Origin of the sequence: Shewanella sp. HL-SH8 (assembly GCF_051165765.1) — a bacterium.
GTDB lineage: Bacteria > Pseudomonadota > Gammaproteobacteria > Enterobacterales > Shewanellaceae > Shewanella > Shewanella glacialimarina.
This window is the reverse complement of sequence record NZ_CP195039.1, coordinates 3,334,443-3,361,314: the sequence shown is the minus strand read 5'-3', so window position 1 is coordinate 3,361,314 and position 26,872 is coordinate 3,334,443. Positions and strand designations below refer to the sequence as shown.

Sequence of the window (26,872 nt, the reverse complement as noted above, 5' to 3'; positions counted from 1 at the left end):
TTAACTATAAAAAGAGGGTGAAAAATGAGTGATAGACAACAGGTAACAAATGCCCGCGGAGAGCGTATTGCAATCGTCGCCGGCTTAAGAACGCCTTTTGCAAAGCAGGCTACCGCATTCCATGGCGTATCAGCATTAGATATGGGCAAAATGGTAGTTAATGAGTTGTTGTCTCGCTCAGAATTAGATCCCAAAACTATTGAACAATTAGTCTATGGCCAAGTTGTTCAAATGCCAGCGGCGCCAAACATTGCCCGTGAAATCGTGCTAGGCACAGGTATGGATGTTTCTACCGATGCTTACAGTGTTACTCGCGCGTGTGCGACATCCTTCCAATCAGCGGTTAACGTTGCTGAATCCATCATGACCGGTAATGTTGAAATCGGTATTGCTGGTGGTGCTGATTCTTCATCTGTATTGCCCATTGGCGTGTCTAAAAAGTTAGCTCATGCATTAGTTGACTTAAACAAGGCGCGTACCTTCCAGCAAAAATTTGCCATTATGCGCCGTTTAGGTTTGAAAGATTTAATGCCTGTACCGCCTGCCGTAGCAGAGTATTCAACCGGTTTATCTATGGGGCAAACCGCGGAGCAGATGGCTAAGACCTATGGTATTAGCCGTGCTGATCAAGATGCATTAGCCCACCGTTCACACACGCTTGCAACTCAAACGTGGAACTCAGGGGTGTTGCAGCAAGAAGTGATGGCGGCGCATATTCCACCTTATAAGCAGTTTATCGACCGTGATAACAATATCCGTGAAGATTCAGTACTAGAGTCTTACGCCAAGCTTCGTCCAGCTTTTGACCGTAAACACGGTACAGTCACCGCGGCTAACAGTACGCCATTAACCGATGGTGCATCAGCGATCATCTTAATGAGTGAAGGCCGAGCTAAAGCGCTTGGGTATCAGCCTATTGGTTACATTAAAAGTTACGCCTTTACTGCGATTGACGTTTGGCAAGATATGTTAATGGGCCCGTCATATGCTACACCGTTAGCGCTGAAACGCGCTGGTATGGAATTAGAAGATTTAACCTTAGTTGAAATGCATGAAGCATTTGCTGCCCAAACTCTTGCCAATATGCAGATGTTTGGTTCGAAGAAGTTTGCTCAAGAAAAGTTAGGTCGTAATCGCGCAATTGGTGAAATCGACATGAGTAAATTTAACGTGTTAGGTGGCTCATTAGCTTATGGTCATCCTTTTGCGGCAACCGGAACTCGTTTAATCACCCAAGTGTGTCAAGAACTTAAGCGCCGTGGTGGTGGAACTGGTTTGGCAACGGCGTGTGCCGCGGGTGGTTTAGGTGCTGCAATGATCGTGGAAGTGGAGTAATTACAATGGAAAAGACATTTAATTTACAACGTCGTGACGAGCGGTATCGCTATTTTGACTATGGATGTTCCTGGTGAAACCATGAACACCTTAAAAGCTGAATTTGGTGCTGAGATTTCAGAAATACTCATCGAAATAAAAACCGATGCTAGCATTAAAGGGCTAGTTGTTGTTTCTGGCAAAAAAGATTCATTTGTTGCCGGTGCTGATATCAGTATGTTGGCCGCTTGTAAAAGTGAACAAGACGCAAAAGACTTATCACAGCAAGGGCATGTGGTATTTAATGAGCTAGAAGGTTTGACTATTCCGGTAGTTGCTGCGATAAACGGCGCGTGTTTAGGCGGTGGTTTAGAGCTGGCTTTAGCGTGTCATTTACGTGTATGTAGCGATGATAGCAAAACCGTACTTGGTGTACCTGAAGTACAGCTAGGCTTGTTGCCTGGTGGTGGTGGAACACAACGTTTACCTCGTTTAGTGGGCGTAGCAACAGCCTTAGATTTAATGCTAACCGGTAAGCAAGTTCGTCCAAAACAAGCATTAAAAATGGGTTTAGTGAATGATGTAGTGCCTAACTCAATATTGCTTGCTACCGCAATTGAGCTTGCTAAAAAAGGTAAAAGCGCTGCCAAACCGATTAAGCAGTCAAAGTTAAATCAATTTTTAGAGTCAACCTCATTTACCCGTGACATCATGTTTGATCAAGCGCGTAAACAAGTCGAAAAGAAAACAGCCGGCAATTATCCAGCTCCTGGAAAAATTATTGACTGTGTTCGCCAGGGCTTAAATAAAGGTATGGCAAAAGGCTTAGAAATCGAAGCGACTCATTTTGCTAATTTAGTAATGTCCAAAGAGTCAGCTGCACTGCGCAGTATTTTCTTTGCGACCACCGAAATGAAAAAAGAAACCGGTGCTGAAGGTGCTGAGCCTCGCATCGTTAAAAAAGCCATGGTGTTAGGCGGCGGTTTAATGGGCGGCGGTATTGCTTCTGTCACCACAACTAAAGCTAAAATACCGGTACGGGTAAAAGATATTTCAGAGCAAGGGCTAAGCAATGCTTTAGCTTATGCCTATAAGCTGTTAGATAAAGGTGTTAAGCGCCGTCATATGACGCCTGCTGCCCGTGACAATGTGATGTCTCTTATGACAACTACCACTGATTATAAAGGTATTAAAGATGCTGATATCGTAGTTGAAGCTGTATTTGAAGACTTAGCATTAAAGCATCAAATGGTTAAGGATGTTGAGCGTGAATGTGGTGAAAATACTATTTTTGCTTCTAACACTTCATCATTACCTATTGGTCAAATCGCTGCTGCTGCAGCGCGTCCTGAAAATGTGATTGGTTTGCATTATTTCTCACCGGTTGAAAAAATGCCGTTAGTGGAAGTGATTGCCCACAAGACCACTTCACCTGAAACTATCGCCACTACTGTAGCATTTGCCCGTAAGCAAGGTAAAACACCTATTGTGGTTCAAGATGGGGCGGGATTTTACGTCAATCGTATTCTTGCGCTTTACATGAATGAGGCCGCGCAATTATTACTTGAAGGTCAGCGAATTGAACATCTTGACCGTTCATTAATTAAGTTTGGTTTTCCGGTCGGCCCAATGACTTTATTAGATGAAGTGGGCATTGATGTTGGGGCTAAAATATCGCCTATTTTAGAAAAAGAGTTGGGTGCGCGTTTTTCAGCACCAGCGGCATTTGATAAGTTACTTGCCGATGATCGTAAAGGGCGTAAAAACGGCAAAGGTTTTTATCAATATGGCCCTAAAGCGAAAAAAGCCAAGTTGGTTGATGAATCGGTTTATGGCGTATTAGGTATTAAAGCTTCATCTGATAAAGAAGCAAAAGAAGTTGCCGAGCGCTGTACTATTCAAATGCTTAACGAAGCGGTTCGTTGCTTAGAAGAAGGCATTATTGCTAACGCAAGAGATGGTGATATTGGTGCTATTTTTGGTATTGGTTTCCCACCATTTTTAGGCGGTCCTTTCCGTTATATTGATTCATTAGGGCCTAAAAACCTGGTTGATACCTTAAATCGTTATCAGAAACTTTATGGTGATCGTTTCGCTCCCTGTGAAATGCTAAAAAATATGGCAACTGAAGGAACTCATTTTCATACGAACTGATGAATACTGAGTCACTAGATTTAGTTGAGATTAAAAAAGCGGCAATCATTTGCCGCTTTTTATTACCTTGCCGGAATACTTTTGCCTGAATTTTAATCGAAGTGAGTGGTACTTTAGGCTATAATGCGGCTAGTTTGTAATCTTTTAGTATTATTAAGATGTATCAATTTGGGCGAAACTAAAGGATGTTTTAATAATACAGATAGCCTAGGCTGAAAATGGAATGCTGCTGTGCAGTGTTTTTAGCCATTATTATGATGGAATGCAGTTAACTGAAGATATAAAGAGGTTTCAGTGATTTTTCAATTAGATTGGTTATTACTCGCTTTATTGTTTGTATTGAGTAGCATTTTTCTTGGCTTCTCTGCTTATTATGCAGGTTTAGCGGTTAAGCGTTGGGCATTGGTTGGCGTGGTTTTAGGGCCTGTGGCATACCCATTATTCACTACTCATAAACATTTAGCTTATCGTAAAGTAGAAGGTTTAGGCGCCCATAGAGCGAGTTTTTGAGGCTTAGTGCGTACATAATATATGTTGGCTTGATTAATTAGATAGCAGAATTGGCTAGATGATTTCGCAATAAATGATTATTTAGATTGATAAAGGAGCCTGTAAATCATTATCTGCATGTTTAATAAAAGTAAATGTCTAGACAACAAAAAAGGAGCTCGCAGCTCCTTTTTTATTAATACCCGCTTAATTATTTCCACCAGGCTTTAGCTTGAGTCACTTCTAAACGTTCTAAGCCTGCAGGCAATTTTACTTTCTTACGAGCTGGTTTGGCTAAACCCAATGCAATTTTTAATGAATTAAACATAGTTATATTCCTTATGCAGTCTGAGTATTTAGTACTTTGATGCCTGGAAGCTTAGCTGTTTGAGTCTCAGTTACTTTAACGCCTGGAAGCTTAGCTGTTTGAGTCTCAATTACTTTAACGCCTGGAAGCTTAGCTGTTTGAGTCTCAAGTACTTTAACGCCTGGAAGCTTAGCTGTTTGAGTCTCAAGTACTTTAATACCTGGAAGCTTAGCTGTTTGAGTATCAAGTACTTTAATACCTGGAAGTTTGGCTATTTGAGTCTCAAGTACTTTAATACCTGGAAGTTTGGCTGTTTGAGTCTCAAGTACTTTAATACTTGGAAGTTTGGCTGTTTGAGTATCAAGTACTTTAATACCTGGAAGCTTAGCTGTTTGAGTATCGAGTACTTTAATACCTGGAAGTTTGGCTGTTTGAGTATCAAGTACTTTAATACCTGGAAGTTTGGCTATTTGAGTCTCAAGTACTTTAACGCCTGGAAGCTTAGCTATTTGAGTTTCGAGTACTTTAACATCAGAAATGTCCGCTAATTTTACAACTTGATTACTATTTTTTTCTATCGATAGTAGATCCGCAGATGCTGTAGTTGAAAGTATTGATAAAACAGATAGTGCAATTATTCCTTTAATCATTTTAGTCTCTCTTGGCTCAGGGTTATTATTGAATTGTTATTTTTGACAACTAACAATTCAATAGCAGTTCCTGTGCCAATGTTGACTAAAAGTAGTATTTTTGTATTTTTATGGTTTTTTACGCAGCCTTACTTTATTCACATCTGCAGTTAACAGAGCTTCAAAGTCTTTTTCAGGAACAGGTTTGCTAAATATATACCCTTGTATTTCCTCACAATTAAGAGCTTTTAAAATATTAAGCTGAGCGGCCTGCTCTACACCTTCGCCTACCACAGTTAACCCCATATTGTGGGCAATAGTAATAATAGAATCGACCATTTTTAAGTCGCGATCAGATTTGTCTATATCATCGACAAATGATTTGTCAATTTTTAAGCAATTGATTGGAAAGCGCTTAAGATAGGATAATGATGAATAACCCGTACCAAAGTCATCTAAAGCAAGACTAACGCCCATTTTAGCGAGTTGTTGCATCACTTTTATGGCATTTTCAGGGTTTTTAATTACGGTTCCTTCGGTGATCTCTAACTCTAAATGGTGAGCCGGTAGCTTGGTAAGCCGTAAAATTGACTCTATTCTTTGCTGTAAATCTGGGAGAGCAAATTGACGTGACGATAAATTGACGGCAACGCGGCCACTAAATAAGCCTTGCTCCAACCACCTCTGCGCAGCAAAACATGCTTTTCGCAACACAACATCACCAATCTCAACTATTAAGCCGTTTTCTTCAGCAAGTGGGATAAAATCATTAGGCGGAATAATGCCATGTTTAGGGTGGTTTAATCTGACGAGTGCTTCCATACCTGCTAAGCAATCATTTTTTAAATCGACTTTAGGCTGGTAGTAGACTTCAAAAAAATCTTCCTTTAATGCTTCACGAATTAAATTTTCAACTTCTAGTTGTCGTAATGCATTCTGATTTAGAGACTCAGAATAGAATTGATAGCGGCTACCACCGGCAGATTTCGCATGGTACATAGCAATATCAGCTTTGCGTAACAATGCTTGCTCGTTTTGCTCGTCCTCTGGATAAAGTACTATGCCAACACTAATGCTTAGCACTAGAGAATCCCCATTTATTTCGAATGCGGGTTTCAGTGACTGAATAATGTTAGAGGCAATCATGGCACTAGAGCCAATATCGGGGTTCTGGTCAATAAGTAATGCGAATTCATCACCACCCAGTCGATATAAACTGGCATGGCCTGGAATTGAGGTTTTGATGCGCTCTGCAACGGATATAAGCAACTCATCGCCCACTTGATGTCCCAGAGAGTCATTTATACGTTTAAAATTATCTAAGTCTAATACCATCAAAGTATGGTGAATATCTTTCTTCACTAGGTTGTTTAAAGTGACTTGTAAACTTGAGCGATTTGGCAAACCAGTGAGTAAGTCGTTATTGGTTAATTTACGTAATTCTTCTTCTTGTTGCTTACGGCGGGTTATATCTGAAAAAACCCCTACATAATGGCTTGTTTCACCTTGCTCGTCATACATAGCATCTATGGTCAATTCCATCAAAAAGAAGCTACCATCGCCTTTATTGGCTTCTATTTCACCATTCCAACGTCCTTGCTGGCGTAATGCGCTTCTAATTTGTTCTGAATATGAATTAGGATAACGAGTAAACTCAAGTTGCTGCTGTAAAAATTTATCGCGGCTACACTGTGCGATATCACAGCATGCTTCGTTAACTTCAACAAATACATAATCCTGGTTGAGAATGAACATCCCCTCTGAAATATTTTCAATTGCGCGGGCAAAAAGTTTAAGCTGTTCTTCAACCTGTTTAATATTATTAATGTCTTTAATTGTTCCTGTCATACGAACTGGATGATCTTTCTGGTCGCGTTCAACTATTTTTGCTCTGTCTAAAATCCACATCCATTGGTCATTGCGACCCTTTACTCGATAAGCGATTTCGAAGTGATCTGTGATACTGCTAAAATGATCATTAAGGGCTTTTTGCACTCTAGGTTGATCTATAGGATGAATATTACTTTCTTCACCTATTGTTCCTGAGCGATGTCCATCTTGAGGGAAGTCTAGTGTGCCCCAAATATTGGAGCGAAATATTTTTCCGCTTTCTATATCCCAGTCCCACATTTCATCGCCGCTTCCCCAAAGTGAAAGTTTAAGACGCTCTTCACTGAGTACAACTTTTTTCTGTATCTCTTGGCGACGCAAAATAGATTTTATTATTATTAATAATAAAATTATAAATATAAAGCTATAAACAATTTTTGCTCGAATGGATAGCCACCATGGAGGCGTTATTGCAATCTCAAGTGACTTTATCTCTGATTTTTTTCCTGTTAATTTGTCTTCTGCAAAAACATTAAATGTATACATACCATGAGGTAGGTTAGTGTAAGTCGCAGAATTATTTCTGGTAGGTAACCAATCAGCATCTATTCCATCAAGAAAATAAAAAAAACTAAATTTAGATACATCTTTTCCAATAATATTAAAGTTTAACGAAAAAGGGTAATCTGAGTTTTTTAGTGTTATTTTATCGGTATATTTAATTGGGCTATTTAGTATGTTTGATTCCAAACTTACTGCTTTGTTGAAAACAGAAAGTTCTGTGATAGAAACTTTATTTTTACCTTCATTATTAATGACACTTTTTATTTTCTCAGGTGTGATTATCGTTAAGCCTTCTACTCCGCCGATGATTAAACTGTCACCTATTTGTAATGAAGACTGAGTACTATAATCCTTCAGACTACCATGGTCACTGTTGACTTTGAGTAGTTTTTTTGTATCTAAGTTGTATACATTTATCTCCATGTTAGATGGTGATACCAAAAGGTTGTTAAATAATGAAATTGAATAGATTATTTTGTTTGTGTGAATAATAGTTTTTGTTATTCCATTGGTTAAATTAAAACTATTTATTCCGGTTCTAGTTCCGAATAGTATTTCGTTATTTTCAAGTAACAAGCTGAATACTAAGTCTTCATTGTACAGTGATTTAGTTTCATTGTTCTGGTGGGTTAACAACCCTTTTTGAGATGCTATATATATAGTGTCTTTAATGTAAAGAAAGTCATAAATAGGATGGTTAGTCCCAGTGTTTATAACGTTTGTTTGGTTCCCCTCACTATCGAAAGATATAATTTTCCCATCAAAGGTTGATGCTGAAATGTATTCGTTATTGATAGTGTTAACTCTTAATATATTTTCATTTGAAATTTTTAGCGTTTGATCTAGTATTGTATTTAAAATGTATAGGCCTGCTGACGTACCAATAAATATATTGTTATTGATTTTTGAGATGGTTTTGTGACCATCAGGCAAGTTTGAACCAATTTCATTAATAAAATCTAAGTTTTTATTTAAGACTAGTATTTTTGGGGAAGAGCTCCCTATATATATATATTCTTTATCATTAGTTATAGACCAAATATCTTCAATCTTTAATGTGCTTTTTTTTGCTAGATTATTTTTTTTACTTATTATCTTGAAGCCATCTTGTAAGTTGGAAATAAATACTTCATTGTTATTGCTGAAAACTGATAGTTGTTTGTTTCTAGGGGAAGTTAACTCGAATGCTCCAACTTTTGTGGTGCTAAGTGTTGTTGTGTTATCATGTACAATACTATTTAGTTCATAAATGTGAGTTTTAGAAAAAAATTGAATGTCAGTGTTGTTTCTATAAATAGTTGAAATGACATTTTTGTTATTTATCGTTTTTACTCTTTCTTTACCCCAATACAAACCCGATGAGTTTGAATGTAATATTTTCCCATTATAAATTTCAAAGTCAAAAGACTTTTTATTTAATATATTTATTTCTGAATTCGTTATTTCTATGATATCTCCATCATAGTTTCTAATTATTATGTCATCTCCTATGGCTCTGATTTTTTTTATTTCTTTTAGCTTGGGGTTTTCAATTTTTCTTATTTGCTTACTTAGATCGTGGTTAAATATATATAGTGTATTGTTTAAACCTACGTATAGTTGTTCATTTGCAATATGGGTAGACCAAATTGCTTGTGTCCAAATTGGATGCTTAGTAATTTTAGTTTTAAATTTTTCATTTTTATTATTATATAAAGCTAAACCGTTATCTGTACCAATTAATATTATTCCTTCTTCATTTATAAGTAGGTTTCTAATAAATGAGCTTGGTAGGCTGTCTTGTTGTGAACCATTATAATAAGTCTTAAATTCAGTTCCATCAAATCTGTTTAGCCCGTTAACGGTCCCCAGCCAAACATAGCCTTCACTGTCCTTTATAATGCTAGTTACAGTATTTTGTGATAAGCCATCAGCAACGCTATATTGTTTGTAATTAAGCGTGATATCAAATTGTTCAGGATTGATATCCGAAAAAGACATCGACATAGCGAATGATGCTTGAAAAAAAGCAAAAAGAAATAAGAGTAAAGATAAGATTTTAGGCATAATTTTTATTTTTCTTGTTCTCGTAGATGCCAAGCAGAAGCGTTGATTTGCCTACTTTTTCAGAATCCATGGGGTTTGTCAAAAGTCTGTTAACACAAATGAGACTAAGTGTTGTTTTTTTACCCTTCTTGAGGTGGTGTAATTTTATACGAGTTAGTTGTTTTGTTTAACTAGTACTAAGTAATTAGTGATTTATACTCCACATAGTAATAAAGTTAGTTTTTTGTATGGTTTAAGTTGATGTTAAACATTTACAAAGTAATTTAATGTTAACAGACATAATCTCTAAAAGTTAAATTTTTCAGCAGCTTGCTTAAATGTTCTTAGATCTAGAATCATATTTTTAGATCCGAGTTGCTGTTGAGAATGTTGCTCACCACAACTGAATAAGACTAAGCGGTCACAATGCTTGCTCCGCATCTGTTGCATCATGAATTTGATTAAGTCTGCTCTGGTGAGTGTTTCGACCTTTGCGGCAACATTTTCACGTTGATCAAATTGATAATCCCTATTACCTAGACTAACCCAATAGCGCTGTCCACGGGTTTTGAGATTAGAATCGTGTTCCATAATTTGGCTAATTAAACCCTGTTTAGTACTTTCCCATTGCTCATTGGTTATTTGCATTACCGCATAGCTAAAGTCGGCTATAAACTCATCAATGGCTTCAAGCAAAACTCGGGGACCAGTAGAAGGGGATTGGATATAAAAAATCAGCCCAGGATGTCTGTTGAGTGGCAGGTAACCTGTGCCTACCATGTAACCTAATTGCTGTTTTGTACGCAGTTCATGAAAAAAGGTTGATGACATTGTATGGTTTAATAAACTGAACAGTGCCATCTTATCTGTAGTTGCTTCACTAGATTGATAATAAACAATAATAGCACTGTCTTGATGCTGGATTGCTTTCTCACGTAGCAAGGTACCAACACCTTGTAAGTTAACTAACTCTCGTGATGATTCATGGCTAGGTTTTGTCACCAGGGATAATAAGTGTTGTAATTTCTTACCCAATGCTTGAGCTTCTGAAACTAACCAATCACCGTAGACTAGACCTTCCAGATAGATTTTTTCATAAAATTCACTTACATGATTGTGAAGTTCATCTAAGGTAATTGTTTCGAGCTCTTCTGCCATTCTTACCGGTTCAAAACTACGCTTTTGTAATGTGACTGTTAAGCTGGTAAATAATTGTGAGATAGGTTTTGCTTGAGCAACATTATTCCAGCTTCTTAAAATCTGCTTACGGATCATGTTAAAGCGTTCTTGGGTAAATTGTCGCTCACGCCCTTTATGAATAATCAACGCAAGCAAGGTTTCCTGATTGCCCGTAAACCCAGTAAGGTGGAGGGTAATGCCACCTTGATGCGGATAAATATTATAATTTAATCCAGCAACTTCAGCCTGATAGGTTGATTCAGTTAAGTAGTCTAGCAAGAGCTCAACATATAAACGGGTTAAGGTTGCATGACGCGGTGACATACTGGCTTTTTGTGAATCAAGTGATAAGTAAAGGTGCCCTTTGGGCACATTAAACTCGTCATCTTTTCTATGCCAAATTCTATAGCCTTCGCCTTCAGCCACTACCACAGGTACTGGATGTTGACTTGCTTCATTTCTTGATTGTGGATCGGGCACAATAAATGGATTAGCTTGGGGCAGTTTTAAAGCTTGTCTAATCTCAGTTTGTTGCCAATATGCTAATCGTGATAACTCAATATTCGATACCTTGTAAGGTGTGTGATACCAGGCCGCTTGCTTGTCGGTATCAAGATCTTGGGCAACAACCTGCAAGCGCATATTGAGCGGATGCATTAATTCAAGTAGCGACAGTGCTTCAGCCACATCCAAGTTATCCATTCTATAATCACCATAGACCACATCCTCAATATCATAGTGATGCATGTTAATGCTGAGGTGGCTGGCGAGATCTAATGCTTTAATTTGTTCTTGAAACCGAAAAGCGGTGTTTAATAAATTAGCGCGTTCTTGGTAACGCCAATCTTCAAGTCCATGTATTTTGATGAGTTGGATATATTCAAAAATACACTTAACGACTTCATCGATAGCATTAAAACCTTGATCAGTTAATTGAATACTGACTGAGTAATCCTTAAAGTTAAACCCATTGATGCCACCGCCAGCTGATAAGTTATTAGCTAAGCCTTGCTCTTTTAAGTAAGACAACAAACTTCCTGGACTTTCATTGCCTAACAGGTGACTTATAAAGGTTAATGGTTTGCGTTTATAGAATTGGTCAATTCCGGGTAGTGCAAAATTTACACTGATTCGTTTTTGTTGTTTTAAAGGGATAATTGAAATCTGTTTGAGGCGTTCAGTATCTGTAATCAGTGATTCAGAAGGGTAGTGTTTACTTACTCCTCGATTGACGATGCCTTCAAAATAGGTTTTAGCCCATAATTCTGATTGGTCCAGGGAAGCAGGCGAAACCAAACACAGAGTCATAATGTTTGCGCAATATTGCTGTTGATAAAACGACAGTAGTTCTTCACGTAATTCCGACTGCGGCCCAGATAATGTGGCGAGATTACCCACTGAGAATTTAGAAAAAGGGTGGGCTTGGTTAGTGGTCTCTTTTTGCACCTGATATACACGGCGAATATCGTCTTTTAGCTTTAAACTATACTCAGACTCAATAGCATGACGCTCTCTATCGACCAATTCGATATCAAATTTAGGCGCAATAAAAAACTGACTGAAGCGATCTAATGACTCTTCAAAAACATCTGCATTAATGGTGTAAAAAAAGTTTGTTTGTTCAGTGCCTGTCCAAGCATTGTTATTACCGCCATGCTGATTAATAAAAGCATGGTACTCACCTGAGTCAGGGAACTTTTCTGTTCCTAAAAATAGCATATGTTCTAAAAAGTGTGCCATACCTGGGCGATCGACAGGATCATCAAAGTGACCAACTTGAACAGCCATTGATGCCGCTGCTTGGTTGGTTTGTACATCTTCAACCAGTAATACCCGAAGTTGATTCGATAAGCGGATATAACGGTATAAACGATGATCATTTTGACTTGCATGTATTGCTGGAAAATCGGACAAGTGAAGGCTCCAAGTAACGGTTCTAGTTACATATTGATATTGTTATCGGCTTTTAGCAAATAACTCGTCAAACTTTATGACCACTATCGACTAAAGTTGAGTTAATTTTTGTTTGGTGACGGTTTCGCAAGTGCTTTAATGACGCTACAATTGACGTATTAGTAAAATAAGATTGATAATGAGTTAAGTATGCAGCTATTTTTGATGCGCCATGGTGAAGCCAGTTTTGATGCGCCATCAGATCGTGAAAGGATGTTAACGCATCACGGACGTTACCAAACTGGCCAAATGGCTAACTTACTCAATAGTCGCATTTCTCAGCTTGATTTAGTTTTAGTCAGCCCTTATTTGCGCGCCCAACAAACGTGGCAAGTCGTCAGTAAACACTTACCTAAAGTAAGAAAATGCGTTGTGTTAGACAATATTACCCCTTCAGGTGACCCTAAAATGGCCGCTGATGCTATTTTAGCTTATGCTCAGCAATACAAAGCAGACACTGTGTTAGTGATTACTCACATGCCGATAGTAGGTTTTTTGGTGAGTGAACTAGTTGCGGGATTAGAACCGCCTATTTTTGCCACCTCTGCTTTTGCACAAATTGACAAGCATTCAGAACAAGCAAGCTTTGTGGGCATGAATTACCCTAGTGGGGTGTAACGTTTATTTCTACAAAGTTTCAGTAAATGATAGGGCTATTCATCTTGTAAGATTAATAGCCGATTATCTCTCAATCTATCTTCGATGTGGCTGATCGCCAATATCAATCAAAATCAGTAGTGCTGCATCACCGCCCCATTCTTTAGGTGCTTGATGAAAAGCCTTTACTTTGGGGTGTTGTGCTAACCACATGGGCAGCTGCTGCTTTAAAATCCCCATACCATATCCATGCATTACACTGCAGCAAATGCTGTTTTGCTTTACGCATGCTTGAATAAGAGCGGCAAGCTCTAGTTTGGCTTCTGATTGTCTTAATCCATGCAAATCAAGCAATAGGTCTGGTACGTAATCGCCACGGCGTAAACGTTTTAACTCTATTTTATCAACGCCGTCGTTCGTCCAGCGCATTGGCCCTGTGACGGGCAATAACGGTTGATAGGTGTCAGAAAAGTAGCTACTTGAATGAAGCTGTAGCTCTTTTATTTCCACTTGCTGTTTGTTTTTTACGGGTTGTTTAAAGTGATGGGCTTGTTGCTTAAGGGGTTTTATCCCAGCAACTAAATCACTAAACGACTCGAAATCAGTGATATTTTTGTCATTCATGGCGATATTGTATTGAATTCTAGCCCATCTTAATAGACATCAGTTACAATGCAGCAGAACTATTTTTTAGGAGTGTGTTTTGGATAAAATTTTTGTAGATGAAGCGGTAACCGAGTTACGTACTATTGGCGATATGCTCCGTTGGGCTGTTAGCCGTTTTAATGACGCCGGAATTTTTTATGGCCATGGTACAGATAATGCTTGGGATGAAGCCATTGCATTAGTTTTTCATGCATTACACCTACCGGAAGAAATAGGCCAGCAAGTTATTCAAAGCAACCTAACCAGTAGCGAAAAACATAAAATAGTTGAGCTGATTATTCGCCGTGTTCGTGAACGATTACCGGTTCCTTATTTGACTAATAAAGCCCATTTCGCAGGATTAGAGTTTTTTGTTGATGAGCGTGTGTTAGTGCCACGTTCACCTATTGCTGAAATGATTAATAATAATTTCAGCCCTTGGTTATACAACAAACCAGTACATCGTATTATGGACTTGTGTACTGGCAGCGGCTGTATTGCCATAGCCTGTGCTTATGCTTTTGAAGATGCTGAAGTTGATGCGCTTGATATTAGTGAAGATGCCCTAGAAGTGGCGCAAATTAATATCGAGACTTTAGGCGTGTTAGATCGTGTATTCCCAATTCAGTCAGATATGTTTGCAGCAATTGAAAAAGGGCCACATTACGATTTGATCGTATCTAATCCTCCTTATGTAGATGCTGAAGATATTGATGATATGCCAAGTGAATATCATCACGAGCCAGCCATTGGTTTAGCATCGGGCCGTGATGGGTTAGATTTAACCAAGCGTATTTTAGCTAACGCAGCCGATTACTTAACCGAGAACGGTTTATTGGTGGTTGAAGTGGGTAATTCTATGGTGCATTTAATGGAGCAATTCCCTGATGTACCCTTCATGTGGGTCGAGTTTGAATTTGGTGGTGACGGGGTGTTTGTATTAACCCGTGATCAGCTAGTTGAAAATCAATCACTTTTTGCCATCTATAAAGATAGTGAATAATCATGCTGTAATAGTGTAGCATTACGCTATTCAGTTTTTTATTGGTAAAGGGATAAATGGCGCATGTCAGGAAATAGTATTGGGCAAAACTTTGTCGTCACCACCTTTGGTGAAAGTCACGGTGTGGCACTTGGGTGTATTATTGATGGTTGCCCGCCGGGGCTAGAATTAACCGTTGAAGATATGCAACATGATCTTGACCGTCGTCGTCCCGGCACATCACGCTATACAACAGCTCGTCGTGAAGCTGATGAAGTGCGTATTTTATCTGGGGTATTTGAGGGTAAAACCACAGGGACTTCGATTGGTTTATTGATTGAAAATACCGACCAACGTAGCCAAGACTACTCCAACATAAAGGACTTATTCCGCCCTGGACATGCTGATTACACTTACCAGCAAAAGTATGGTCTGCGTGATTATCGTGGCGGTGGACGTTCGTCAGCCCGTGAAACCGCGATGCGTGTTGCGGCTGGTGCTGTGGCTAAAAAGTATTTGAAAGCGGTGCATGGTATTGACATTCATGGTTATTTATCACAGCTGGGTCCGATTGCTGCTGATTCAGTTGATTTAGCACAGGTTGAGCAAAATGCCTTTTTCTTTCCTGATGCGTCAAAGCTTGATGCACTAGATGAATATATGCGCGAGCTTAAAAAGTCAGGCGACTCTGTCGGTGCAAAAATTACCGTATTAGCTACAGGTGTGCCAGTGGGTCTTGGTGAACCAGTATTTGATCGCTTAGATGCAGATATTGCCCACGCACTAATGGGTATTAATGCGGTAAAGGGTGTTGAGATTGGTGATGGATTTGGTGTGGTGACACAAAAAGGATCTGAAGGGCGTGATTTGATGTCACCGCTTGGGTTTGAGTCAAATCATGCCGGCGGCGTATTAGGTGGCATATCCTCAGGCCAACCGATTGTGGCTAATATCGCCTTAAAGCCAACATCAAGTATTAGTGTGCCAGGTAAAAGTATGACCGCTCAAGGAGAAGTGGCTGATGTTGTCACTAAAGGTCGTCATGATCCCTGTGTCGGGATCCGTGCAGTGCCTATTGCTGAAGCTATGTTAGCGATTGTATTGATGGATCATCTATTACGTCATCGTGCTCAAAATCAAGATGTTCACAGCCTAACACCTGTAATCGGAATGCGCTAAATGCCAACCAATTCTAGCCCTGAGTTTCAGCTTCGCTGGCTCAGGGCTTGTTATTTTTTCTTCTTTGCTATTCTTGGTGTTCTAGTCCCTTATCTTGGGGTGTTTTTTGACGCCCGTGGGTTTGATGCCCAAGAGATTGGTTCATTACTTGCCATACTCATGGCGACGCGGATTGTTGCGCCTAACCTTTGGGCTATGGTTGCTGATAGAACAGGGATGCGGGCAGGGTTGATCAAGCTAGGGGCTTTTTGTGCAGCACTGACTTTTATCAGCTTTTTCTTTGAAGGTGGTTTTTGGTATTTAGCGATTAGCTTGACCATCTATACCTTTTTTTGGAATGCCATTTTAGCGCAACTTGAAGTCATCACTCTTGAGACCTTAGGTGACAATGCCAATCAATATGGCGCAATTCGAAGTTGGGGCAGCGTTGGTTACATTGTTTTAGTTGTGCTTACTGGCGTGAGTATCGAACGTTTAGGGGCTGAGGTGTTGCCGTATATTGGCATGGTATTATTTATTGGATTATTAATATGTTCAATGCCGCTACCTTCAACTAAAGCCGCTGTGTTAAGCGGGTCAGAACGACCTAAATTACGACTAGATAAATCAATCATTCTGTTTCTATTGTCAGCCCTGTTATTACAAATGAGTGTTGGACCTTTCTACGGTTTTTTTGTGCTCTATCTTAAGCAAGTTGGTTATTCAGAAACCTTCGCTGGGATCATGGTGGCCTTTGGGGTATTGGCCGAGATAGGCATCTTTTTATACGCTTCAAAATTGATTGGCAAATATGGTTTACGCCTGTTGCTTATTGTTAGTATTGTGCTGACCTCTGTGCGTTGGCTAATTTTAGGGTATTATCCCGATGTGGTTATTATGCTGATTTTTAGCCAAACATTGCATGCATTTACTTTTGGTTTGACCCATGCCGTGTCTATTCAATTTATTCACCGTCACTTTGGTATCCATCATCGCAGTACTGGCCAGGCCTTATATGCTAGCTTAAGTTTTGGTGTGGGTGGTGCGTTAGGAACTTGGGTTAGCGGCTATATTTGGGGCGATGGTAGTGGCGCTGCGCAAGTTTGGTTATTCGCAGCAACTTGTGCGATAGCCTCTGCCGTGGCCGTTATGTTTATTCCCGATATGAATGGTAGAAGCCAGCACAGCTGATGTTGTGGATTCAAATATAGATTAATTGTTTCATTCAACTGCAATTTATAGAGAAGGAGCCAATGTGAAGCCGTTTCGTTTAGGTTTACTCATTAACCCACTAGCAGGTTTAGGTGGCAGTGTCGGTTTAAAAGGGTCTGACGGTGTTGCCGAAGAAGCATTGGCCAAAGGTGCTGAGCCCAAAGCGCATCTGCGTATGCAACAGGCTCTAGATGTTGTGTCCGCTTATAAAGACAGAATTGAAATCGTTACCTCGTCGGGCAATATGGGCGAGGATTTGGCGGTTAAAATGGGCTTTAATACTCAGGTTGTGCATCACTGCGGTGATAATCAAAATCAATCTGGTGCGGATCTAAGTGAAGTTAATAAAAGTACTCAAAGAGTATTAATTACCACACAGCAAGATACCCGTGACGCTGTAAAGGCATTATTAGATCAGTCACTGGATTTATTACTCTTTGCTGGTGGTGATGGTACTGCAAGAGATGTGTACTCTATTGTTGATGATGCTATTCCTGTATTAGGCGTACCTGCTGGGGTTAAAATTCATTCAGGCGTTTATGGCATAACGCCTAAGGCTTCGGGTTTAGTGGTTAAAATGCTGCTGGACGGTGAGTTAGTCAGTTTAATGACCGCTGATGTCATGGATATTGATGAAACGGCATTCAGACAAGGCACAGTTAAAGCCAAACGTTTCGGTGAAATGTTAGTTCCTGCTGAGCCGCGTTATGTACAAGCGGTAAAAATGGGTGGCAAAGAGACAGATGAATTGGTATTGGCAGATATTGCAGCCGATGTGATTGAATCTATGGATGATGAGATTTTTATCATGGGCTCTGGCAGTACTGTCGCGGCAATTATGGATGATCTTTATTTAGATAACACCTTACTTGGTGTTGATGTTATTCAAGACAAACAATTAATTGCCACAGATGTAACAGCCCAAGAGTTGCTGCAGATAACAAACGGCAAATCAGCCAAGCTTGTGATCACCTTAATTGGTGGCCAAGGTCATGTGCTTGGAAGAGGTAACCAACAATTGTCACCCGCATTGATAAAACAGCTGGGTAAAGACAATATTTTGATCGTTGCCACAAAAACTAAGCTAAAAGCACTTGAAGGACGGCCATTAATTGTGGATAGTGGCGACCCAGAATTAGATGTAGCCCTTACAGGCTATTATAAAGTAATAACTGGTTACCATGATTACGTCATGTATCAAGTGGCTAACCCAGATTTGGTGGAATAAACCCATGTTAGAAAAGTATGATGTCGCGATGGAATCTTGGATACAAGAAACCGTTAGCAATGGTGATGATGATGCATTATTTGCCAGTGGTTACTTACAAGGCCATATTGCAGTGGTTTTAGCAAAACTTGAAGTACAAGCTGATCAAGGTATTGATGCACTCGACAATCAAGTGATTCAGTGTCTTGCGCTGGCAAATGAAGAACTTAATGATGCTGATTATGTATTAGTTGCCCAAGCTTGGCAGCAATTACGCAGTCGTATTGTATCTGCAGTAGCATAGTTAATGTCACTTACTATATTAGATGATAAACAGCTCGAAACAGCATTTGAGCAAGTATCTGCTCACGTTGCAATTGGGCTGGTTAATCCCAAAACCCCAGTGAATGTGGGCGGGATTATGCGCGCATCGGGTTGCTATGGTGTCAATCAAGTATTTTATACTGGTAGACGTTATGATTTTGCGGTTAAAGCGGATACTCAATATGAAGTTGATAAAAAGCAAGCTGCCAAAACCATTCCACTGAAAGGCGTTGAATCATTATTAGCCCAAGTGCCCAAAGGCAGTAAGGTCATTTGCGTTGATCTTGTTGTGGGTGCGATTCCATTACCGCAATTTATCCATCCAGAGAATGCCTTCTACATTTTTGGCCCTGAAGATGGCACCATTCCCCAGCAGCTTATCGATGCCGCTGATGACGTAGTTTATGTGCCGACCAAAGGGTGTATGAATCTTGCTGCTTCAGTAAATGTGTTGCTCTATGACCGATTAGCCAAATCAACTGAGCATCAAACGGATGATAAGCTGATTATCAAAAATCGCGATACTAATAACCGTACCCGCGTGAAGCACTGGTTAAAGAAGTAACCAATAAGTAGGGTGTTTTGCTGTTAATCATCAAGGCACTTTGTTTCTATGTTGTTTTAATTCCACGTTTTAGTTTTCTTACTTCATCCATAAATATCTATTTTTTATCTTCCTAAAAATCCGCAACAATCATCACTAACTCATTTTCCTAGCGAAGCTTAATCAGCGGTTTTCTTTTGGCGGGCATAAAGTGATTATCCCCGATGAGTTGCTTTTAGGTTTTTGTTTTATCAGTGGGAGTGTTAAAAATAAAGAGGGTGGTGATAATAAATAGATTGCGGGAGCTGGATTACTGTTAATAACTTAAGCGACGACATTCGTTGGCTTGTATAAAGAGTCGAGCCGGACGAGTTGCTTTAAGATTTTTTACTATTGTGATAGTGAGATTTTAAAAAAAAGAAAGGGTTGTGATTATAACTAAGATTAATAAATTGGTTGCGGGAGCCGGATTACTGTTAACAACAGAAGCGGCGACCTTCGTAGGCTTGTATAAAAAGTTGAGCCGGACGAGTTGCTCTAAGGTTTTTTTACTATTGTGATAGTGAGATTTTTAAAACTGGAAAGGGTTGTGATGATAACTAAGATTAATAAATTGGTTGCGGGAGCCGGATTTGAACAGACGACTTTTGTAGGTAATAAGAGCTGAGCCCGACATATCTACAAACTAAACAACACTATTAAATTGGTTGCGGGAGCCGGATTTGAACCGGCGACCTTCGGGTTATGAGCCCGACGAGCTACCATACTGCTCCATCCCGCGACTGTATTTGTTGCTTTTGCTGGGTAAATCTATTTCTTCATTAGTTATAAATTGGTTGCGGGAGCCGGATTTGAACCGACGACCTTCGGGTTATGAGCCCGACGAGCTACCATACTGCTCCATCCCGCGACTGTATTTATCGCTTTTATTACTTGCTCATCAAATTGGTTGCGGGAGCCGGATTTGAACCGACGACCTTCGGGTTATGAGCCCGACGAGCTACCATACTGCTCCATCCCGCGACTGTATTTGAATCGCTTCGTTTATCGTAATTATTTAAAGTTCTATTAAATAATTATTGGTTGCGGGAGCCGGATTTGAACCGGCGACCTTCGGGTTATGAGCCCGACGAGCTACCATACTGCTCCATCCCGCGTCCGATAAACGCTGCTTTGTTGACTCGCATCCTTAAGAAAGTTTGCTTTGCCCTTCAAAGCGGAGCGAACTATAACGACTGACCTTTGGCTTTGCAAGCGTATTTTTAAAATATGCACCTGTTTGCAGGTAAAGTGCTCGGTTTGGTTGTTTAAATAGCGATTTTTAGGCTTAAGGGCTAAAAGATGAGGTTGTCTCATTAACGTTAGGCAATAGAAGCACTACCAAATTAGATAAGTCGTTGGGGATATCCGTTTGAGCAGGTATAATGCGCCTCAGAATTTATTGAGTAAAGATGACTAGCCAACCCATGTTTAATTTTTTTGCTGCCTCCCCGAAAGGGTTTGAATATAGCCTTGCTTGTGAACTGAAAGAATTCGGTGCGCAAGAGGTAAAAGAAAGTGTTGCAGGTGTTTATTTTTCTGCCCCCCTTGAACTCGCCTATCGGATCACTTTATGGACAAGGTTAGCAAGCCGAATTGTGTTGGTTATCTATAAAGGTCCTTGTGAATCACCGGAGCAGTTATATAACGCTGCTTACTGTATTGACTGGCCGTCGCATTTTTCTAATAAGAATACCTTTAGTATCGATTTTCACGGTACCGGCGGTTTTATTAACAACACCCAGTTTGGTGCGTTAAAAATCAAAGATGCTGTCGTTGACCGTTTCCGTGATGATGGTGACAATCGCCCCGATGTTGAAAGGGTTAACCCTGATTTTAAAATTGATGCACATTTCCGAAATGGACAAGTCACTATAGCGATGAACTTTTCAGGTTCGTCTTTGCATCAGCGTGGTTACCGCTCGACTACCGGTGAAGCGCCATTAAAAGAGAATTTAGCTGCCAATATGTTGGTCCGTTCAGGTTGGCAACAACAACCTGTTACCTTATTAGACCCATTTTGTGGTAGTGGCACCATACTAATTGAAGCGGCGTTAATGGCTTGCGATATTGCCCCAGGTCTTAAGCGTGAACGCTTTGGTTTTGAGTGTTGGCGCAGCCATAACAAAACCATGTGGGCATCTGTTCTAGAAGAAGCTCACGCACGTGCAACCTTAGGTAAAAGCCGTTGTAACATTAAGTTTTATGGCTCTGATATCGATTCTCGTATCGTGTCACTGGCACAGCGCAATGCTGAAAACGCAGGTGTCGATGATCTTATTGAGTTTAATGTTACCGGCGTGCTGCAATTAACCCCACCTGAAGCGGAAGGTTTCTTAATTTCTAACCCACCGTATGGTGAACGTCTTGGCAGTGTGACTGAGCTACTACAGCTTTACTATCAACTCGGCGACAAGTTCAAAAAAGAATTTGGTGGTTGGAAAGTGGCCATGCTGTGCAGTGATGTAGAGCTTATCTCATCACTAAAGCTTAAAGCCGATAAACAAATGAAAATGTTTAACGGTGCACTTGAGTGTGTGTTTAACCTTTATACCCTGCATGCAACAGACACCCGTCGCATCGCGCCTGAGTTACCTGAAGGCGTCGATATTGTTGATATTGCCCCCGCGTTTTCTAATCGTATTAAAAAGAATATGAAGCAGTTAGAAAAGTGGGCAAAGAAAGAAAATATCAATAGCTACCGTATCTACGATGCCGATTTGCCAGAATATAACGTTGCTATCGACAAATACGTTGATTACGTTGTGATTCAAGAATATTCAGCCCCTGCGACTATTCCAGAAGCGATTACTAAACGTCGTGTTAGTGATGTTTTACTGTCTTTACCAGGTGCACTAGGCATTAGTGCTGATAAAATTACCTTGAAAACGCGAGAGCGCCAAAAAGGCACTAATCAATATGAAAAGTTGGATGAGAAAAAGTTAGAAGTTATCACCCAAGAATATGGCGCACGTTTCAAATTAAACTTAACCGGTTATTTAGATACAGGTCTGTTCTTAGACCATAGAGTTACTCGCAAACTGGTAGGTGAAAAGTCACGAGATCGTAATGTATTAAACCTTTTTGCCTACACGGGTACCGCGTCAGTTCATGCAGCATTAGGCGGTGCTAAATCGGTTACTACCGTTGATATGTCGAACACTTATATCAGCTGGGCGAAAGAAAACTTCAGCTTAAACCGCCTAGCGGGTAGACATTACCAATTTGTACAGGCCGATTGTTTACAGTGGATTAAAGAAAGTAGCCATAATAAATATGAGCTTATATTCATAGATCCGCCAACGTTTTCTAACTCAAAACGTATGGAAGACAGCTGGGACGTTCAGCGTGACTACGTCAATATGTTAGGTGATGCAATCAAATTGTTGTCTCCAGAAGGTGAAATTATCTTCTCTAACAATAAACGTAAATTTAAAATGGATATCGATTTATTAACCAAGATGGGCATGAATGTTGTCAATATTGATGACCAGTGTTTGCCGCTTGATTTTAAACGTAATCCTCATATTCACAATGTTTGGCTAATTACCCATGCCAAATGAGAGTGAATATGTGTTGTATCACACCGAAGGCTGTCACTTGTGCGAGTTAGCATTAGCTTTGGTTGAGCAATCTAAAATCAATTTTAAGCAGGTCGATATTTGTGAAGTTGCAGAGTTAGCCGAGCGTTATGGCACTTCCATCCCCGTGTTTGCTGATGGCCAGCGTGAAATATGTTGGCCTTTCAATGCGTCTGAATTAGCGCGATTTTTAGGAGAGTAGTGTGAGTCTTGTTCGAATTAGTAATGGCTCATTAGCCTATGGTTACACGCCATTATTGCAAAATGCCGATTTTACCATTGAACCCGGAGAACGGGTGTGTATTGTTGGCCGTAATGGTGCTGGAAAATCGAGTTTAATGAAAATTTTGTCGGGTGATGTATTACTCGGCGATGGCGAATTTAACATCACTAATAATGTTAATGTCAGTCGCTTACAGCAAGACCCTCCTAAAGCAGAAACAGGCACTGTTTATGCTTATATTGCCGCAGGTTTACAGGAAGTTGGTGAAGCATTAGAGAAGTATCATCAATTGTCTCACGACATCGCCGATGCATCGCCTGACGAAATGGATCGTATGCTAAAGGAAATGCAGCCTCTTCAGGACATTCTTGATCATAATAACGGTTGGCAATTAGATTCTCGCATCATGCAAACCTGTGAACTACTTCGCCTAGATGCGGATAAGCCATTATCTGAATTGTCAGGTGGTTGGCAACGTAAAGTCGCGTTAGCGCGTGCGTTAGTTAGCGAGCCAGATTTATTGTTACTTGATGAACCAACAAACCATTTAGATATCGATACTATCGAATGGCTTGAGCAGTTCTTAATGAGTTTTAAAGGCGCTATTGTGTTTGTCAGCCATGACCGTGGTTTTATTCAACGTATGGCGACTCGTATTGTCGATTTAGATCGAGGTGTGGTGACATCTTGGCCTGGTAACTATCAAACTTATCTTGATGGCAAGATTGAATGGTTAAGAGTTGAAGCAGAGAAAAATGCTCAATTTGATAAAAAACTGGCAGAAGAAGAAGTCTGGATAAGACAAGGTGTTAAAGCACGTCGTACCCGTAATGAAGGACGAGTGAGATCACTTGAAGCATTACGCCGAGAGCGGGGAGAGCGCTTAAATCGTCAAGGCAATGCCAAAATGGCCGTGTCAGATGGTCAACGCTCAGGTAAGTTGGTGTTTGATATTCTTAATGTTGATTACAACATTCCTGAGAAAAATTTAGTTAAAAACTTCAGCTCAACTGTCATGCGTGGTGACCGTATTGCCTTAATCGGCCCTAATGGGTGCGGCAAATCAACGCTAATTAAATTGTTAATTGATCAACTGCAACCGCAATCTGGTGAAATTAAAGTCGGCACCAAGTTAGAAGTGGCTTACTTTGATCAGTACCGTGAAGCGCTTGATCCTGAAAAAACCGTTGAAGAAAACGTCGGTGAAGGTAAAAGTACAGTAACAGTAAATGGACAAGATCGTCATATTTTAAGCTACTTACAGGATTTCTTGTTCTCGCCTATGCGTGCAAGAACGCCGGTTAAAGCTTTATCTGGCGGAGAGAAAAACCGGTTATTGCTTGCTCGCTTACTCCTACGTCCAGCAAACTTAATTATCCTCGATGAACCAACAAACGATCTTGATATTGAGACCTTAGAGTTGTTAGAGTCACTACTAACTGATTTCGAAGGTACCTTATTAATCGTCAGCCACGATAGAGCATTTATCGATAACACTGTGACAAGTAGCTGGTGGTTTACTGGAAATGGCCATTGGAGTGAGTATGTTGGCGGTTACCAAGATGCGGTATCCCAAGGTGCAAAATTTTATTCTGAGGAACCTGCGGCAGAAATCGTTGTCCAAGCTCCAGCGGTTAAAGAAGTGGCTCCAGTTAAGGCTGCTGAAAAGCCTGCAAAAAAGCTATCTTATAAGATGCAACGTGAACTGGATGAGTTGCCCGCTAAGATGGAACAGTTAGAGCAAAAAATTGCATCTTTACAAGCAACGACGAACAATGCTGACTTTTATAATCAGCCTCAAGATACGGTTAATAATGCATTACAGCTATTAGCGACAACCGAACAGAATTTAGAAAAATGTTTTGAGCGTTGGGAAGAGCTTGAATCATTAAAATAAAGAATAATAAAACAGGAATAGTTTACATGAAGTTAAAGTTAGACAGAGCCTTATCATTGGTTGCTATCAGTGTATTAAGTGTTATTGGCAGTGCGCAAGCAGCACCTGTATATGAGATTGATAACCTAGATGAAGTGACTTACGATTTACGCGGTACGCTCACAGGCACTCGTTCAGGTTATGCGTTAGGTGTTGATAATAACGATGAATTAGTCGGTATTTCTAAGGGGAAAAAGAAGCTCAGCACTGAAGACATTGAAGGCGGCATCATAGATGTTGAAGATGGTATAGCACCAGCCGAACAAATTACTTATTCAATTTATACACCAATTGAAGCAAATAACTTTACCTTTACTGCTGCTGCAAATGCTGCTGAAGCATGGAAACCTGCTTTTTTTAGCATCGCAGGTACGACTGCTCCCGACACGTTAGATGCGGAAGGCGAGCAAGTCGTCAATTCAGTGGATAGCTATTTTTACGGCATGAATAGCAGCGGTATTAAAGTCGGTGCTTATAGTGCGCCAGAACAAAAAATACCTTATGAAGGTACCATAGAAGACCAAGAATATTGGTATATTCGTGATTTTGAACTGCGTGGTGTAGCGGTTCAATCGAATGAAAGTCCTGCAATTGAACTGCCTTTAATTCCGCCATATACCACCTTTACGCGTGAAGCTAGCGGTGATAAACCTGCCGCGACGGTTGAGTTAGGCGGTTGGTCATCGGCGTCAGCTGTAAATGAAAGTAATATTGCAACGGGTTACGGCAGCACTGAGCTGGCTTCATTCAGTAAAGACCGAGTCAACCTTTGTATTGATAATTATAATCCTGATGTGGATAACCCTGCACCGATCGATGTCTGTGTTCAAGCAGATCAATACCCTGTCAATAACCGCCGTAACATTCAATATCAAACCCGTGCCCTTGTGTGGGATTTAAATACTATTGATGCTGAAGGTAAGCCTTTAGTCACTGAATTACCTTTGGGGTTAACTCCAGGCGATTCAACTTTGGTATTTACTGCCCAAGGGCTAGGTATTAATAGTCAAGCAGATGTTGTTGGACGCTCCCATGTTTATCGCAATGGGGATACTAATAATTTACGGCAGGATGCCGCTTTTTGGAAAAAAGATGCAAATGGTGTGTATCAATATAATTGGGTTGATTTTAAAGATAACGATATTTTAGCCTCAATGTCATATGATATAAATGATGATGGTTTAATGGTTGGTAGTTACCAAAAGTACATTGGCGGCTATCTACGTAGTAAGTTTTTCATTTTTGACACCAATAATACAACAGAGTTACCCGTCACTCCTGATGATTTTAATATCGGACTTTCAGATCTTAGTAGCAAAGCGAAAGACATTAATAATAAAGGTCAAGTAGTGGGTCAAATTGAAGTGACTTACGATAAAGAAAAACCTAGGCCAAAAGCGGGTTTTTTATATAATCACGCAGATAAAGAGTTTTTAAACATTAACAACCTTTTGGTCTGTGAATCAAAAGGTTATGAAGCTTCTGGTGATTCGTGGGCTCGTAAGAAAATCACTATTCAAGATGGCACAGGAGAAGAGTTAACGTACGATTCAGAATTTTATGTCGTTGAAGCTAATAGTATCAATGAAGATGGTACTATTGTGGGTACCGCATTTATTCGAAAACCACAGTATCAATTTGATCTTCTGGGTAACTTAATCATCAATGAAGAAAACGGCCTACCTTATTTTGCGCTAGACGGGAATGGTAATCCGGTTACATCTTATCTTCCTCGTATGGTGGTGTTAAAACCGACTAGCGGTGAAGCGTGTAGTTACACTGATGTACCAGAAGAAAAACCTTATGTGCGTCAAGGTGCTGCAAGTTTGTCATGGTTATTTGCGCTGCCACTATTATGGTTAAGACGACGCAAAGTCAAATTAGCTAAGTAAGCGTTAATCACTCTAGCAGCTTGTTGAACTCAGTTAAACGCTGATTTACGCTATGTGCTGATACTGTTATTGAGTAGACTATGAAACA

At 40.0% G+C, this 26,872-nt stretch carries 17 protein-coding genes, 4 tRNA genes and 1 pseudogene; 14 read left to right on the top strand and 8 right to left on the bottom strand.

The features are described 5' to 3' along the window. Positions 1-24 precede the first annotated feature (24 nt). From fadI to ACRWQN_RS14765, 3 genes and pseudogenes are all read left to right on the top strand, one after another. Positions 25-1,335, top strand: a complete 1,311-nt coding sequence (gene fadI / locus ACRWQN_RS14775) for an acetyl-CoA C-acyltransferase FadI (protein WP_434931468.1) — start codon at positions 25-27, stop codon at positions 1,333-1,335. A 5-nt stretch (positions 1,336-1,340) separates the two neighbouring features. Continuing rightward, a pseudogene (gene fadJ / locus ACRWQN_RS14770) lies at positions 1,341-3,468 on the top strand (fatty acid oxidation complex subunit alpha FadJ). A 330-nt stretch (positions 3,469-3,798) separates the two neighbouring features. Continuing rightward, on the top strand, positions 3,799-3,978 hold the full coding sequence (locus ACRWQN_RS14765) for a hypothetical protein (protein WP_404830044.1): 180 nt from the start codon (positions 3,799-3,801) through the stop codon (positions 3,976-3,978). A gap of 318 nt (positions 3,979-4,296) precedes the next feature. On the opposite strand, the gene ACRWQN_RS14760 is transcribed toward ACRWQN_RS14765, so the two are convergent. From ACRWQN_RS14760 to ACRWQN_RS14750, 3 genes are all read right to left on the bottom strand, one after another. Next, positions 4,297-4,914 carry a hypothetical protein gene (locus ACRWQN_RS14760; RefSeq protein ID WP_434938570.1) on the bottom strand — a complete coding sequence of 206 codons (618 nt, stop codon included), beginning with the start codon at positions 4,912-4,914 and terminating at the stop codon, positions 4,297-4,299. Between the two features lie 108 nt (positions 4,915-5,022). Continuing rightward, positions 5,023-9,333 carry an EAL domain-containing protein gene (locus ACRWQN_RS14755; RefSeq protein WP_434938569.1) on the bottom strand — a complete coding sequence of 1,437 codons (4,311 nt, stop codon included), beginning with the start codon at positions 9,331-9,333 and terminating at the stop codon, positions 5,023-5,025. 285 nt (positions 9,334-9,618) lie between these two features. Then, positions 9,619-12,405 (bottom strand): insulinase family protein, encoded by a 2,787-nt coding sequence (locus ACRWQN_RS14750; RefSeq protein WP_434938567.1) that lies wholly within the window; start codon positions 12,403-12,405, stop codon positions 9,619-9,621. A 189-nt stretch (positions 12,406-12,594) separates the two neighbouring features. Between ACRWQN_RS14750 and sixA the strand changes: the two genes are divergently transcribed. Beyond that, on the top strand, positions 12,595-13,062 hold the full coding sequence (gene sixA / locus ACRWQN_RS14745; RefSeq protein ID WP_434938565.1) for a phosphohistidine phosphatase SixA: 468 nt from the start codon (positions 12,595-12,597) through the stop codon (positions 13,060-13,062). Between the two features lie 75 nt (positions 13,063-13,137). Here sixA and smrB read toward each other — a convergent pair whose 3' ends face one another. Beyond that, the gene (gene smrB, locus ACRWQN_RS14740; RefSeq protein ID WP_226414271.1) at positions 13,138-13,665 is read right to left on the bottom strand and encodes an endonuclease SmrB; all 528 of its coding nucleotides are present in this window, start codon (positions 13,663-13,665) and stop codon (positions 13,138-13,140) included. 79 nt (positions 13,666-13,744) lie between these two features. Between smrB and prmB the strand changes: the two genes are divergently transcribed. The 6 genes from prmB (at position 13,745) to ACRWQN_RS14710 (ending at position 19,134) form a co-directional block, all read left to right on the top strand. Continuing rightward, complete coding sequence (prmB, locus tag ACRWQN_RS14735) at positions 13,745-14,689, top strand: 50S ribosomal protein L3 N(5)-glutamine methyltransferase (protein ID WP_226414274.1); 945 nt, start codon at positions 13,745-13,747, stop codon at positions 14,687-14,689. A 63-nt stretch (positions 14,690-14,752) separates the two neighbouring features. Further along, on the top strand, positions 14,753-15,847 hold the full coding sequence (gene aroC, locus ACRWQN_RS14730) for a chorismate synthase (protein WP_434931472.1): 1,095 nt from the start codon (positions 14,753-14,755) through the stop codon (positions 15,845-15,847). Further along, on the top strand, positions 15,848-17,017 hold the full coding sequence (locus tag ACRWQN_RS14725) for an MFS transporter (RefSeq protein ID WP_434938563.1): 1,170 nt from the start codon (positions 15,848-15,850) through the stop codon (positions 17,015-17,017). A 64-nt stretch (positions 17,018-17,081) separates the two neighbouring features. Beyond that, complete coding sequence (locus tag ACRWQN_RS14720) at positions 17,082-18,266, top strand: ATP-NAD kinase family protein (RefSeq protein WP_434938561.1); 1,185 nt, start codon at positions 17,082-17,084, stop codon at positions 18,264-18,266. Between the two features lie 4 nt (positions 18,267-18,270). After that, positions 18,271-18,549, top strand: a complete 279-nt coding sequence (locus ACRWQN_RS14715; protein ID WP_226414285.1) for a YfcL family protein — start codon at positions 18,271-18,273, stop codon at positions 18,547-18,549. Between the two features lie 3 nt (positions 18,550-18,552). Then, positions 18,553-19,134: an RNA methyltransferase gene (locus ACRWQN_RS14710; RefSeq protein WP_434926725.1), complete on the top strand. Its 582-nt coding sequence runs from the start codon at positions 18,553-18,555 to the stop codon at positions 19,132-19,134. Positions 19,135-19,817: 683 nt separating this feature from the next. Here the strand turns inward: ACRWQN_RS14710 and ACRWQN_RS14705 are convergent. From ACRWQN_RS14705 to ACRWQN_RS14690, 4 genes are all read right to left on the bottom strand, one after another. Continuing rightward, positions 19,818-19,894 (bottom strand) — tRNA-Met (locus ACRWQN_RS14705). A gap of 52 nt (positions 19,895-19,946) precedes the next feature. Further along, positions 19,947-20,023: transfer RNA gene (locus ACRWQN_RS14700), tRNA-Met, on the bottom strand. A gap of 36 nt (positions 20,024-20,059) precedes the next feature. Further along, a tRNA-Met gene (locus ACRWQN_RS14695) sits at positions 20,060-20,136 on the bottom strand. 57 nt (positions 20,137-20,193) lie between these two features. After that, positions 20,194-20,270, bottom strand: a tRNA-Met gene (locus ACRWQN_RS14690). 309 nt (positions 20,271-20,579) lie between these two features. On the opposite strand from ACRWQN_RS14690, the gene rlmKL reads away from it, so the two are divergent. Genes rlmKL through ACRWQN_RS14670 form a run of 4 tightly spaced genes read left to right on the top strand, consistent with a single transcriptional unit; the run spans position 20,580 to position 26,784 of the window. After that, positions 20,580-22,715, top strand: a complete 2,136-nt coding sequence (gene rlmKL / locus ACRWQN_RS14685; protein ID WP_434940670.1) for a bifunctional 23S rRNA (guanine(2069)-N(7))-methyltransferase RlmK/23S rRNA (guanine(2445)-N(2))-methyltransferase RlmL — start codon at positions 20,580-20,582, stop codon at positions 22,713-22,715. Beyond that, the gene (locus ACRWQN_RS14680; RefSeq protein ID WP_434926724.1) at positions 22,705-22,935 is read left to right on the top strand and encodes a glutaredoxin family protein; all 231 of its coding nucleotides are present in this window, start codon (positions 22,705-22,707) and stop codon (positions 22,933-22,935) included. Before rlmKL ends, ACRWQN_RS14680 begins: the two co-directional genes overlap by 11 nt. A gap of 1 nt (position 22,936) precedes the next feature. Further along, the gene (locus tag ACRWQN_RS14675; RefSeq protein ID WP_434938559.1) at positions 22,937-24,853 is read left to right on the top strand and encodes an ABC transporter ATP-binding protein; all 1,917 of its coding nucleotides are present in this window, start codon (positions 22,937-22,939) and stop codon (positions 24,851-24,853) included. Positions 24,854-24,879: 26 nt separating this feature from the next. Beyond that, a complete protein-coding gene (locus ACRWQN_RS14670) occupies positions 24,880-26,784 on the top strand; it encodes a DUF3466 family protein (protein ID WP_434938557.1) in 1,905 nt (634 codons plus the stop codon). The last annotated feature ends 88 nt before the right edge of the window (positions 26,785-26,872 follow it).